This window comes from Pseudomonas fluorescens (assembly GCF_003732425.1).
GTDB classification, from domain to species: domain Bacteria; phylum Pseudomonadota; class Gammaproteobacteria; order Pseudomonadales; family Pseudomonadaceae; genus Aquipseudomonas; species Aquipseudomonas fluorescens_BE.
The window spans coordinates 11516-24202 of the sequence record NZ_MOBX01000013.1; the positions used below are offsets into that span (position 1 = coordinate 11516).

The window sequence follows — 12687 nt, forward strand, 5'->3', positions numbered from 1 at the left end:
ACTCAACTGAATACTCGTTGGCATCTTGCAAAATGCTCCTGAGGTGTTTCTCCTGGCAAAGGCTCCCAGGCTATATCTTGCATACATTGCTCTGATAGTCGCCTGCTCAACATCAACTCACGATGTTCTGGTAGTTGCCAACTCCAGGCGTCCAGCAAGTCCATTTGGTCTTCCAGCCACTCACTGACAACCCGTGTTTCCGCCAGAGCGGCCGCAGCCTCTACGTGATGGGTCATCAACCACCGTTTCAAATTTTCGCGCAGGATGCTTCGAGCCTGTTCACCAGACTCGGGATTACGCAACCACGGCTGTGGACTCGGTACCGGATACATTCCAGGTCTGCTGTTATCCGCGCTTTGCCATTGATTCTGATCCCAATACAACACACTGCTGATCGGCCCGAGCAGCAGCGGCCATTCGGTTTCTTTCATATTGCCGAGGCAGCGGGCGAGGACGCGGTTGTCTTGGAAGCGGAACAGCGAGCGTTCGCCGTCTTCGTCGATGACCATGCGAGCGATCCAGTGCTGGGTGAGGCTGTCGAGGTCAGCCTTGTCCATGCTGCCGATCCAGCCCCAGTTACGCTGGGGGCCATCGAGCAGTTTGCGGAACGCTTCGTTGCCTGGGTTATGCAACTCGGTCAACCACGGGCTGATGGCGGCAAACTGGGCGAACTCGGTGCGGCGGTAGAGTTGCACCGAGTGTTGCATGACACCGGCACTGTACAGAGATGTTATTGGGTTGGGTTCGGCGAGGCTGTCCAATGACAGAATCAGTACGCGGTTGAGGCGGGACTGCTCGCCCAGCCAATTGTTGAGTGCATCGCTCATGCGGTAGCTCCGAGATCGCATTTGCCTTCGCGGCAGGCTTCACAAATCGGGCAGCGAGTATTGCCAGCTGCACGAGCTGCTTTGGCCATCGCCATTTGCACGGCGGCCGGGACTAGTAGAGCGCCTGCCTTGTCTTTCGCGGCAGCCCATGGAATGAAGGGTTCCAGAATTCCGATCCCGGTCCCTACGCCAGGCGCGCCGCCCGTGTTGACCTTCACCTCAGCCCCGCTGATGGTTACGCCACCGGCATCGACCTTCACAAAGCTCCCACCAGCCTTGGCCGTGAGCTCCATGCCACCCTCAACCACAACCTTTTCGCCAGCGTGGTAGTGGATTTCGGTTCCGGCTTCAACGAATTGAGCAGTCCCCACCTTCAAATGCTGCGTCACACCCACGGTCAGGTGATCATCCGCACGCATCTCGCTGATGCGATCCAGATGCGTAATCCGGTGCTCTTCAACCTTGAACTCACTCAGCGTATTGGCTTCAACGGTGTCATGCCGTTCGTTACCCACACGAATCTTCTGGTCGTGCTCGATGTTCTCATCCCAATCGCGCTGGGCGTGGATGTAGATCTGCTCTACACCTTTCTTGTCTTCGATGCGGAATTCGTTGTAGCCCTTGCCGCCCGGTGAACTCAGGGTCTTGAACGTGCTGCGGGTTTTGTTCGCCGGCAGGTCGTAGGGGACGACGTTTTCCTTGTGGTACAGGCAACCGGTGACCAGCGGCTGGTCGGGATCGCCTTCAAGGAAGGTGACGAGGACTTCCATGCCGATGCGCGGGATGGCGATGCCGCCGTACGCGGCGCCGGCCCAGCCGCTGGCGACGCGCATCCAACAGGTGGTTTTGTCGTCGCCCTGGCCATCGCGGTCCCAGTGGAATTGCACTTTGATGCGGCCGTACTGGTCGCAGTGGATTTCTTCGCCTGCGGGGCCGGTGACGACGGCGGTCTGGCTGCCGAGGACTTTCGGTTTCGGGTGTTCAAGGGCAGGGCGGTAGTGCGCGTCCCATGGGGTGGCGAGGAAGCTGTTGCGGTAGCCCTGGTGGAAATCGCTTTTGTGGTCGGTGACGTCGCTGGTGACGTTTTCGCCGAGCACTTGCGGTTGTTTGCCTTCGTGGAAGACTTCCAGCAGCAGCCACAGGTCGTTCCATTCGGCGCGCGGGTGTTCGGCGAGCGTGAGGAAATGGCCGCTGGTGAGGGTCGGTTCGTCACCTTTGCCTTCGGCGAGTTTGTAGTCGCTGCGATGGCGTTCGAGGGCGCGGGTGGAGAGGAATTTGCCGCGCTCGCGGGTGGTGAAGCGGCCGGGGTAGTCGTAGTCCTCGAGGTCCGGGGCGAACTCGGTTTTGACTGCGCCTTCGGGGAGGATTTTCGGTTTTTCGAAGTCGTAATCGCGGCGGCTGACGCGGGTAGTGCGGGTTTCCAGGCGCAGGTTGAAGCGTTTGATCACCGGTTTTTCAGCGGCCATGCCGGAGTCTTGCTGGTAGCTCACCGGCTTCAGCTTGCGGAACACGGTCTGGTCGTCGCCGAACACCAGTTTGTGGCCGCTGCTGCTGTGCTGGAAGTGGAAGTGAATGCCTTCCTCTTCGCACAGGCGCTGGATGAAATGCAGGTCGGATTCGTCGTACTGCACGCAGTATTCGCGCTGCGGGTATTCGGCGCCGAGCTGGAAACTGTAGGCGTCGGCGAGGATGCCGCGATCTTCCAGTACCTGAGCGATGATCTTCGGCACGGTCAGTTGCTGGAAAATCTGCTGATCGTGGTTGTGCCGCAGGTAGGCCAGTTGTGGCACCAGGCTGAGGCTGTAACGGGTCAGGGTTTTGCCGGAATCGCCTTGCTCGATGCGATAGACCAGACCGTGGATCTTGCCTTCGCCGGTCGGGCCGAAGGTCAGGACGCCGGGCTTATGCAGCAGCTCTTCGAGCTTGAGGTCGGGGCGGGCGCTGACGAGTTCGAGGTCGAAACGGAACGGTTCGTTGAGGGCTTCGCGACCGGTGAAGCTGAGGACTTGCAGGTCGGCGTTGGCGCCTTCAAGCGTGAGGGTAATGTGGGTTGCGTTGGCGTCCAGCATGCCTTGAATTCCGTCCGTTGAATAAGCAGGGGACGGATGATGGAGGATTAAGCGGCCTCGTTCAAGGCGCAAAAGCCGTAGGTCTGGCAGGTTTGCGGTATAGGGAAAACCCTTAGGTGAGGTGTTTCGTCCAATGAAATCGGCCGTTTGTCACGAATTGGCACTCATTGCCGGCGACTTTTCCCACGACCCCGGGTTGAAGAATCATCAGTCAGATACAGACTAAAGTCGCCTGTAGCACGTCAAAGCCATCTGCCATCATTGCCGTTCACCCTTGCGTGTCCACTTCCTCCCGGCTCATTCCGACCTGGGACGGGAGCTATTTTCTGGCTTGTTGCGCGCTGCGCAAACGCTGCATTGTTGGAGTTTTTCATGCGTCCCCCATTTCCCCTCATCACCCCGCGCCAGTCGTTTGGCTTCGGAGCCGTTGTGCTGTGCGCAGGTTTTACCGCGCAGGTTCAGGCCAGCGGATTTTTTGAAGACACCACGGCGAAAATCGAATCGCGCACGGTGTACTTCAACCGCGATTTCCGTGATGGGCACACCGCGAACGATCAGGGCGCCTCCAAGCGTGAAGAGTCGGCTCAGGGCTTTATTCTCAATCTGCAATCGGGCTACACCGAAGGTACGGTGGGGTTTGGTATCGATGCGCTGGGCATGCTCGGCTTTCAACTCGATTCCAGCCCGGACCGCAGCAACAGCGGCTTGCTGCCCTCCAGCGGCAACGACCCGCGCGGCTCGAAAGGTCAGTACGCGAAAATGGGCCTGACCGCCAAGGTCAAGGTCTCGGACACGGTGCTGAAGTACGGCGCGCTGCTGCCGGATCTGCCGTTGTTGAAATACAACGACGGCCGTTTGCTGCCGACGATGTTCAACGGCGCCATGCTCACCTCTAAAGAGGTCAAAGACCTGACCTTCATGGCCGCGCGCCTGGACAAGTACACCGCGCGGGATTCCACCGATTCGCAAGACATCCGCGTGCACTGCAAGAACAAGCGTTATGCGTGCAACACCACCGCCGACCATTTCGACATGTACGGCTTCGATTACAAGATCAATGATCGCCTGACCGCGCAGTATCACTACGCCGAACTGGAAGACATTTATCGTCAGCACTTTGTCGGGCTGTTGGGTAATCAACCGTTAGGGGGCGGTGTACTTAAAGCGGATCTGCGTGTGCTGAAAAGTGCTGACAGCGGTGATGCCAAGGCCGGTTCCATCGATAACCGTGCGTTGAGCGGCATGCTCTCTTACGCGCACAGCGGTCATACCTTCAGCGCCGGTTGGCAGCGCATGAACGGCGACAACTCGATGCCGTACCTCGATGGCAGTAACCCGTACCTGGTCAACTACGTGCAGGTCAACGACTTCGCCGCCGCGCAGGAACGTTCCTGGCAGTTGCGTTATGACTATGACTTCAAGGCCATTGGCATTAATGGTTTGAGCTTCCTGACCCGTTATGTAAACGGTGATCACATCAAGGTGTTGGGCAGTGATCAGGAAGGCAAGGAGTGGGAACGCGATAGCGAGTTGAAGTATGTGATTCAGACGGGCACGTTCAAGGATGTGAGTCTGCGTTTGCGCAATGCAACGTATCGCACCAACTACGAGAAGTTTGCCCGGGATGTGGATGAGACCCGGTTGATTGTGAGTTATAGCTTCTCCGTCCTGTAACGGCTCCCAATGTAGGAGCTGCCGCAGGCTGCGATCGTTTGACGTTGATTGTTAAAAACAAGATCAAAAGATCGCAGCCTTCGGCAGCTCCTACACGGGATCCCGGAACGACTACAACCAATGCCAGAACCGGCTCCAGAACCCCCGATTCAAATCCTCTTTGCACCCGGCGTATTGCCGCGCATAAACATCTGAACGATTCTGCACTTTGCGCGCCGTTGGCATCAGCCAGGCTTTGCTCGCGTAGGTCTTGTTGCGGAACCCGCCCCAGCCTTCGTGGTAGTTGAGGTACTGGTTATAGGCGTCGTACTTGTAGACGCCGTTGATCGAGGTGGTCTTGTCCATGTACCAGCCGACAAAGTCGATGGCGTCGTCGAAGTCTTCGCGGTCGGCCCAGTTGCGGCCGGTGCTTTTCTGGTAGTCGGCCCAGACTTCATCTTTGGCTTGCGCATAACCCGAGGCGGTCGAGACGCGACCCCACGGGATCACCCACAGCAAGTATTTGCGCGGGGTCTTGGCGTCGTAGCGGTAACCGGATTCCTGATACATGATCGCGAAGGGCACCTGAATCGGCACGCCCCAGCGTTTTTGCGTGACTTGCGCAGCGTCGTACCAGTCGCTTTTCTCGCGGAAGATTTCGCAGATGTCTTCCGGTGAACGGGGCGGCGAGGTGCCGCACCCGCTCAGTAGCGTTGCCAGTGTCAGTAGTCCAAGCGTCTGCCTGTAATTCAAAAGCCGTTATCCCGTCGTGCGCAAAAAGGCCGACAGTCTACGCGCTCAGCTCAATTGATGACGATAGGGCAGATCCGGGCCGGTCTTGCTGCAGGTCAGCGCGGCGGCTTGTACGGCGAACTTGAGCATGGCGTCGATCTGCTCGCGAGCGAGTTGCTGCACGCCTTCGACCGAGTCCAGACCGTGCTCGGTCAACCAAGTGATCAGCGCGGCCTGGAAGGTGTCACCCGCGCCAACGGTGTCGGCGATTTTCACCGAGGCCGCCGGCACTGACCAGTTGCCATGTTGGCGGCTGAACACGCTGGCACCGTCGCCGCCACGGGTGAGGAAGACGATCTGGCAGCGCTGTTCGAGCCAGCCTTCGATTACGCGTTGCGGGTCCTGTTCGGGGTAAAGCAGGCTCAAGTCTTCGTCGCTGACCTTGATCAGATCGGCCAGTGGCACCAGCGTCGCGATGCGCTCGCGCCACAGGTCGATGTTCGGCTCGGGATTGAGGCGTACGTTCGGGTCGAGGGTGATCAGGCGTTTGCCGCTCTCGCGCTGAACCAGTGTCAGCAAGGTGTCGCCAATCGGCTGCACCACCAGCGAGAACGAGCCAATGTGCAAGCCGCGTACTTCAGGGCCAAGCGTCGGCAAGTGCGCCACGCTCAGTTGCCGATCGGCACAGCCTTCGCCACGAAAGCTGTAATGCGGCGAGCCATTGGCACCGACGGCGACCATGGCCAGTGTGGTCGGTGCGGCGAAGTCCAGCAGATAATCCGGGCACACACCTTCGTCCTGCAGCACTTGCTGCAAACGGCGGCCGAGGTAGTCGGTGGACAGTCCGCCAAACAAGGCCGAGTCCACGCCCAGGCGGCGCAAACCCACGGCGACGTTGAACGGCGAGCCGCCGGCAATCGCCTTGAAATTCACTTTCGAGGCCAGCCCGCTGGCGTCGTCTTCACTGAAAAAATCAAACAGGGCTTCGCCACACACCAAATACATAATTGTTTGCTCTTTATAGGGTTGCGACATGCTGTTGATAGCGTTCATAGGCCTGCTGGAACGCCGCGACGTTGGCGGCGATCGGCAGGGTTTCACTGCTTGAATCGAGTTTCACGCAGCGCTGACACAGGTCGGCGAGGGTGTCTTCGTGGCCGTTCGACCAGGATTTGCACCACGCCGCCTGAATCGCTGCGCCCAAGGCTGCGGCTTCACTTTGTTCGGTGCAGATCACCGGGGTGTTCATGATGTCGGCGACGATCTGCCGCCACACCGCGCTTTTCGAACCGCCGCCTATCAGGCAAATGCTGCTGCTTTGTAAACCATTCTGGCGCAGCAAATCCAGTCCATAACGCAGCCCGAAAGTGGTGCCTTCGACGGCCGCGCGGCACAGATTGGCCTGGGTCAGGTTATCCAGCGTCAAGCCGTGCAGGCTGCCGGTGGCGTGGGGCAGGGCGGGAACACGCTCGCCGTTGAGGAACGGCAGCATGCTCACGCCGTCGGCGCCGATGGGGGCCTCGGCGACGAGGTGGTTGAACTGCTCAAGATCGAGGTCGAACAGCTCGCGAATCGCGCCGGTGGCGTTGGTCAGGTTCATGGTGCAGATCAGCGGCAACCAACCGCCGCTGGACGAGCAGAACGTCGCAACCGAGGCGTCCGGGCTGACTTTCGGCGCCTCGGAATAGGCGTACACCGTGCCGGAGGAGCCGAGGCTCATGGTGATCGCGCCGGGCTGAATGTTGCCGGTGCCGATGGCGCCCATCATGTTGTCGCCGCCACCGCTCGATACCAACGCGTCGGGGTTGATGCCGAGGTGTTCGGCGATGGCCGGAAGGATGGTGCCGACGGCTTGGTGCGCATCGATCAGCTCAGGCAGTGCGGCTTGCAGGCGTCCGCTGGCGTCGATGTCGCGCAGCAGTTGCAAGTCCCATTGGCGAGTGCGCACGTTGAAATAACCGGTGCCGGAGGCGTCGCCATATTCGCTGCAGGCGCGGCCGGTGAGCCAGAAATTCAGGTAGTCGTGGGGCAGCAGAATGCGCGCGATGCGCGAAAACACCACAGGGTGTTGTTCTTTGGTCCAGAGCAGTTTCGACACGGTGTAGCCTGGCGCGATGACCACGCCGAGGCGTTCCAGCGAGCCTTTTTCTCCGCCCAGATGAGTCAACAGGCGGTCGTTTTCGGCGCTGGTCTCGGTGTCGCACCAGAGCTTGGCCGGGCGCAGGACTTCACCTTGATCATCGAGCAGGACCAGGCCGTGTTGCTGGCCGGAGACGCCGATGCCGAGGATCGACTGACCGTCGACATTCGCCGCCAGCAATGCGCGGCGGGTGGCGAGGGCGAAGGCTTCCAGCCATTGCTGGGTGTCTTGTTCGCGGCGGCCGTTGGCGCCGCTGATCATCGTGTGCGCAGCGGCGCCCTGGCCGAGGACTTGACCGCTGACGGCGTCAAGGATGATGGCTTTGGTGCCTTGGGTGCCGCAGTCGATGCCTAGGAACAGTTGTTGTGTTGTCATGTGTGAACCACTCGGGTGTGGTGAAGATCAAGAGCTTACCCCCTAACCCCAGCCCTCTCCCCCAAGGGGGCGAGGGGGAAGGGAGCCGATCGGGGGCCGTTCAAAATCTGAGTTTGACTCCGGTTCTCTCAATCCGGGCTGTTCAAAACCTGAGTTCGACTCCGGACTTTCAGGTCGATGTAACTTGTACAAAACACTCGGTCAGTTCCCTCTCCCTCCGGGAGAGGGCTAGGGTGAGGGGCTTTTCAATCCAGAATCCGCTCCAGCGTCCGCGTCACACCGTCTTCGCGCAAGCTGTTGCAGCACCACTCGAACGCCGCGACAAACTCCGCCGAACGCGGTATCGCCGTGCCGAAAATTTCCTCAACTGCCAACAACCGCTGGGTCATTAAAGCATCGTCTGCCACCAATGCCTGACAAAACGCCGCGCGCGGGTCCGGGATCGAATAGGTATCGCCATTCTCATCCACGCCTTTCAAATACAACGCCCACGCCGCCACCACCAACGCCGCCCGTTTAGTCTCCTGCCCGTCGGCAATCAAGCGATTGATGGTCGGAATGGTGAACTTGGGAAACTTCGACGAGCCGTCCGAGCAGACCCGCTCCAGTTGGTCAGCAATCGCCTGATTGGAGAAGCGCGCCACCAGCGTGTTTTTGTAATCCGTCAGATCAATGCCCGGTACCGGCGCCAGTTGTGGCGTCACGTCCAGATCCATATAAGCGCGCATGTAGCGCACGAACAGCGGGTCGTTCATGGTTTCGTGAACAAACCGGTAGCCCTTCAGAAAACCCAGATACGTCAGCGCCAGATGGCTGCCGTTGAGCAGCTTGATTTTCATTTCTTCATAGGGTGAAACATCGTCGGTGAACTGCACGCCGACCTTTTCCCAGGCCGGGCGACCGTTGACGAATTTGTCCTCCAGCACCCATTGCACGAACGGCTCGCAGACCACCGGCCAGGCATCGTCGACGCCGTGTTTGTCGGCCAGTTGCAGGCGATGCGCGGTGCTGGTCATGGGGGTGATGCGGTCGACCATGGCGTTGGGGAAACTGACGTTGGCGTCGATCCAGCTGCACAGATTGCTATCGCGCAGTGTGGCAAACGCCAGCAGTGCCTTGCGCGTCACTGCGCCGTTGTGCGGCAGGTTATCGCAAGACATCACGGTAAACGCCGGAATGCCCGCCGCGCGGCGTTTTTCCAGGGCCGCACACAAGAAGCCGAATACGGTTTTCGGTGCATTGGGATGGGCCAGATCGTGTTGAATCTGTGGCAGGTGCGCCATGAACTCGCCGTTGCTGTCGTCGATGCAATAACCACCCTCGGTGATGGTCAGCGAGACGATGCGAATCTGCGGGTCGGCGAGTTTGTCGATCAAGGCCTGAGCGCTGTCCTCGGCCAGCAACATGTCGCGAATCGCGCCGATGACGCGGACTTCGGTGTCGTCGCTGTCGCCGAGTTCGAACAGGGTGAACAGGTAATCCTGCTCCTTGAGGTCGTCGCGGGCGCGGCGGTCTTCGGCGCGCAGGCCGACACCGCAAATCGCCCAGTCGAGCGCTTCGCCGGTGTTCATCAAGGCATCGGTGTAATACGCCTGATGCGCGCGATGGAAACCGCCGACGCCAATGTGGGCGATGCCTTGGCGCGTGTCGCTGAGGCTATAGGCAGGCAGTTGCACTTCGGCGGCCAGACGATGGAGGTTCTGTTGGTTGAGTTTCATCGGAAATTCTCGAAATCAGGCCGCAGCGCGCAGCGGACGGGTCAACGCCACACCTTCGGCATCGAATAAATGGCAGTGCGCAGGATCCAGGTGCAGGCTCAGTTGCTCGCCGTAACGGCTGGCCAGATCACCGCGCGCGCGCATGGTCAGGGCTTCGCCGGCATTGGTTTTGACGTGACAGAAGGTATCGCTGCCCAGTCGCTCGCTGACGTCGGCGGTGACTTGCAGGGTGCAATCGCCCGGTTGCGCCAGCTCCAGATGTTCCGGGCGAATGCCCAGGGTCACGGCGCTGCCGACGCTCAGATTACCGGCGTTGAACGGCAGGGTGATGCGCGTGCCGGCGTCCAGCGAGACTTCGCAGCTCTGGCCATCGACGCGGGCAATCTTGCCTTTGAGGAAGCCCATTTTCGGCGTGCCAAGGAACCCGGCGACGAAGAGGTTCGCCGGGTTGTGATACAGGTCCAGTGGCGAGCCGACTTGCTCGATCTTGCCGCCATTGAGCACCACGACTTTATCGGCCATGGTCATCGCTTCGACCTGATCGTGGGTCACGTAGATCATCGTCGCTTGCAGGTCTTTGTGCAGGCGCAGCAGTTCCAGGCGCATCTGCACCCGCAGTGCAGCATCAAGGTTGGACAACGGTTCGTCGAAGAGGAAAATCTTCGGATTGCGCACGATGGCGCGACCAATCGCCACGCGCTGGCGCTGACCACCGGAAAGCTGCTTCGGTTTGCGCTCAAGCATCGGCCCGAGTTCGAGAATCCGCGCCGCTTCGCCGACCTTCTTCTCGACTTCGGCTTTCGGTACGCCGGCCAGATCGAGGGCGAAGGACATGTTCTTTTTCACGGTCATGTGCGGGTACAGCGCGTAGGTCTGGAACACCATCGCCAGATCGCGCTTGGCCGGGCTGACTTCGGTGATGTCGCGGCCATCGAGTTCGATGGTGCCGTCGCTGACTTCTTCCAGACCGGCGATCAGCCGCAGCAGGGTGGATTTGCCGCAGCCCGAGGGGCCAACGAAGACCACGAACTCCTTGTCGTTCACTTCCAGGTCAATGCCCTTGATGATGGAGAAGCCTTCGAAGCCTTTTTGCAGATTCTTGATTTTCAGGTTGGCCATGATGATGGGCCTCCGCTTTGTTGTTTTTTTAAGATCAAAAGATTGCAGCCTGCGGCAGCTCCTACAGGAGAGATATGCCGATACGACATTCCATGTAGGAGCTGCCGAAGGCTGCGAGCTTTTGCTTTTCAATCTTCATTTCACGGCGCCGAACGAGAGGCCGCGCACCAGTTGCTTCTGGCTGATCCAGCCGAAGATCAGGATTGGCGCACAGGCCAGGGTCGAGACCGCCGACAACTTGGCCCAGAACAAGCCTTCCGGACTCGAATACGAGGCGATCAGCGCGGTCAGTGGCGCGGCTTTCGACGAGGTCAGGTTCAGCGACCAGAACGCCTCGTTCCAGCACAGGATCAGCGACAGCAGCACGGTCGAGGCGAGGCCACCCTTGGCGATCGGCAGCAGCACGCGAACCATCTCCTGCCACAGCGTGGCGCCGTCTAGGCGGGCGGCTTCGAGGATGTCTTTGGGGATGTCCTTGAAGTAGGTGTAAATCATCCAGACCACGATCGGCAGGTTGATCAGCGTGTAGATCACGATCAGCGCGATGCGCGTATCGAGCAGGCCGAAACTCTTGGCCAGCAGGTAGATCGGCATCAGCACGCCCACCGGCGGCAGCATCTTGGTCGAGAGCATCCACAGCAGCGTGCCTTTGGTGCGCTGGGTTTCGTAAAACGCCATCGAGTACGCCGCCGGCACCGCGATCAACAGGCACAGCGCGGTGGCGCTGAAGGAAATCACCACCGAGTTCCAGGCGAAACTGAAGTAATCGCTGCGCTCATTGATGTGCAGATAGTTCTCCAGCGTCGGCGTGAAAATGAATTGCGGCGGCGTGGCGAACGCGTCGATTTCGGTTTTGAAACTGGTCATCACCATCCAGAAGATCGGGAAGAAAATCACGATCGCGATGGCCCAGGCCAGGGTGCCGAGCAGCAGGCTTTGCAGCCGGCGGGATTGTTGAAGAGTCATGGCAGGCCTCAGGCTTTGTCAGTCAGGTTTTTGCCGATCATCCGCACCAGAATGATCGCGGCGATGTTGGCGATGACCACGGCAATCAAGCCGCCCGCCGAGGCCATGCCGACGTCGAACTGCACCAGCGCCTGGTTGTAGATCAGGTAGGCGAGGTTGGTCGAGGCGTAGCCGGGGCCGCCGTTGGTGGTGGTGAAAATCTCGGCGAACACCGACAGCAGGAAGATCGTTTCGATCATCACCACCACGGCAATCGGCCGCGCCAGATGCGGCAGGGTCAGGTGCCAGAAGATCGCGATCGGCCCGGCACCGTCGAGGCGCGCGGCCTCTTTCTGTTCCTGGTCGAGGGACTGCATGGCCGTCATCAGAATCAGGATGGCGAAGGGCAGCCACTGCCACGAAACAATGATGATGATCGACAGCAGCGGGTAGTGCGCGAGCCAGTCCACCGGCTCGGCGCCGAAGAGTTTCCAGAGGTAGGCGAGGATTCCGGAGACCGGATGGAAAATCAGATTCTTCCAGATCAGCGCCCCGACCGTGGGCATGATGAAGAACGGCGAAATCAGCATCACCCGCACGATGCCGCGCCCGAGGAATTCACTGGCTTCCAGCAATGCACTGATCAGCACGCCGAAGACCACGCTGATCAACAGCACGCTACCGACCAGCAACAGCGTGTTGGTGGCACCGGGCATGAAGCCCGAATCGGTCAGAAAGTAGCTGAAGTTCTCCAGCCCGACGAACTGGTTTTCACCGGGGTAGAGCAGGTTGTAGCGGATCATCGAGAAGTAAATGGTCATGCCCAGCGGCACGATCATCCACAGCAGCAACAGGGCCACCGAAGGGCTGACCAGAAACCAGCCGGGATTGCGTACGCGGACTTTGCGCGCAGGTTGCGACAGGTCGATGTGGGCTTTGGCAGTTGAAGTATTCATGGTGATCACAACCGAGTCATACAGACCTATGGAGATCCCATGTGGGAGCGAGCCTGCTCGCGAAAGCGCTGGATCAGTGCCATGTGTTTTGGCTGGCACGACGCCTTCGCGAGCAGGCTCGCTCCCACAGGAGGCAGGAGCAAGTCGTTTAGC

The 12687-nt window shown here is 59.7% G+C and carries 10 protein-coding genes; 1 reads left to right on the plus strand and 9 read right to left on the minus strand.

Translation table 11 applies throughout. The features are described from left to right. Positions 1-2: 2 nt before the first annotated feature. Positions 3-827, minus strand: coding sequence for a DUF4123 domain-containing protein (locus BK670_RS10505; protein ID WP_123449696.1), 825 nt, complete (start codon positions 825-827; stop codon positions 3-5). Next, a complete protein-coding gene (locus BK670_RS10510; RefSeq protein ID WP_123449697.1) occupies positions 824-2896 on the minus strand; it encodes a type VI secretion system Vgr family protein in 2073 nt (690 codons plus the stop codon). The genes BK670_RS10505 and BK670_RS10510 overlap by 4 nt, the downstream gene beginning before the upstream one ends. Positions 2897-3268: 372 nt before the next feature. Between BK670_RS10510 and BK670_RS10515 the strand changes: the two genes are divergently transcribed. Next, positions 3269-4570, plus strand: coding sequence for an OprD family porin (locus BK670_RS10515; protein WP_123449698.1), 1302 nt, complete (start codon positions 3269-3271; stop codon positions 4568-4570). A gap of 111 nt (positions 4571-4681) precedes the next feature. On the opposite strand, the gene BK670_RS10525 is transcribed toward BK670_RS10515, so the two are convergent. The 7 genes from BK670_RS10525 to BK670_RS10555 form a co-directional block, all read right to left on the minus strand. After that, positions 4682-5302 carry a transglycosylase SLT domain-containing protein gene (locus BK670_RS10525; protein WP_102901838.1) on the minus strand — a complete coding sequence of 207 codons (621 nt, stop codon included), beginning with the start codon at positions 5300-5302 and terminating at the stop codon, positions 4682-4684. A 45-nt stretch (positions 5303-5347) separates the two neighbouring features. Continuing rightward, positions 5348-6286, minus strand: coding sequence for a carbohydrate kinase family protein (locus tag BK670_RS10530; protein ID WP_123449699.1), 939 nt, complete (start codon positions 6284-6286; stop codon positions 5348-5350). Between the two features lie 13 nt (positions 6287-6299). Continuing rightward, complete coding sequence (gene xylB / locus BK670_RS10535; protein ID WP_123449700.1) at positions 6300-7796, minus strand: xylulokinase; 1497 nt, start codon at positions 7794-7796, stop codon at positions 6300-6302. Positions 7797-8041: 245 nt separating this feature from the next. After that, positions 8042-9514, minus strand: coding sequence for a mannitol dehydrogenase family protein (locus tag BK670_RS10540; RefSeq protein ID WP_123449701.1), 1473 nt, complete (start codon positions 9512-9514; stop codon positions 8042-8044). 15 nt (positions 9515-9529) lie between these two features. Next, positions 9530-10633 carry an ABC transporter ATP-binding protein gene (locus BK670_RS10545; RefSeq protein WP_123449702.1) on the minus strand — a complete coding sequence of 368 codons (1104 nt, stop codon included), beginning with the start codon at positions 10631-10633 and terminating at the stop codon, positions 9530-9532. A 135-nt stretch (positions 10634-10768) separates the two neighbouring features. Then, positions 10769-11599 carry a carbohydrate ABC transporter permease gene (locus tag BK670_RS10550; protein ID WP_003225143.1) on the minus strand — a complete coding sequence of 277 codons (831 nt, stop codon included), beginning with the start codon at positions 11597-11599 and terminating at the stop codon, positions 10769-10771. 8 nt (positions 11600-11607) lie between these two features. Beyond that, complete coding sequence (locus BK670_RS10555; protein ID WP_123451332.1) at positions 11608-12534, minus strand: carbohydrate ABC transporter permease; 927 nt, start codon at positions 12532-12534, stop codon at positions 11608-11610. Positions 12535-12687: the final 153 nt, after the last annotated feature.

Coding starts and splice junctions, on each gene's coding strand:
- BK670_RS10545 (WP_123449702.1), bottom strand. CDS start 10,633: ATGGCCAACCTGAAAATCAAGAATCTGCAAAAAGGCTTCGAAGGCTTC.
- BK670_RS10515 (WP_123449698.1), top strand. CDS start 3,269: ATGCGTCCCCCATTTCCCCTCATCACCCCGCGCCAGTCGTTTGGCTTC.
- BK670_RS10540 (WP_123449701.1), bottom strand. CDS start 9,514: ATGAAACTCAACCAACAGAACCTCCATCGTCTGGCCGCCGAAGTGCAA.
- BK670_RS10505 (WP_123449696.1), bottom strand. CDS start 827: ATGAGCGATGCACTCAACAATTGGCTGGGCGAGCAGTCCCGCCTCAAC.
- BK670_RS10555 (WP_123451332.1), bottom strand. CDS start 12,534: ATGAATACTTCAACTGCCAAAGCCCACATCGACCTGTCGCAACCTGCG.
- xylB (WP_123449700.1), bottom strand. CDS start 7,796: ATGACAACACAACAACTGTTCCTAGGCATCGACTGCGGCACCCAAGGC.
- BK670_RS10550 (WP_003225143.1), bottom strand. CDS start 11,599: ATGACTCTTCAACAATCCCGCCGGCTGCAAAGCCTGCTGCTCGGCACC.
- BK670_RS10510 (WP_123449697.1), bottom strand. CDS start 2,896: ATGCTGGACGCCAACGCAACCCACATTACCCTCACGCTTGAAGGCGCC.
- BK670_RS10530 (WP_123449699.1), bottom strand. CDS start 6,286: ATGTATTTGGTGTGTGGCGAAGCCCTGTTTGATTTTTTCAGTGAAGAC.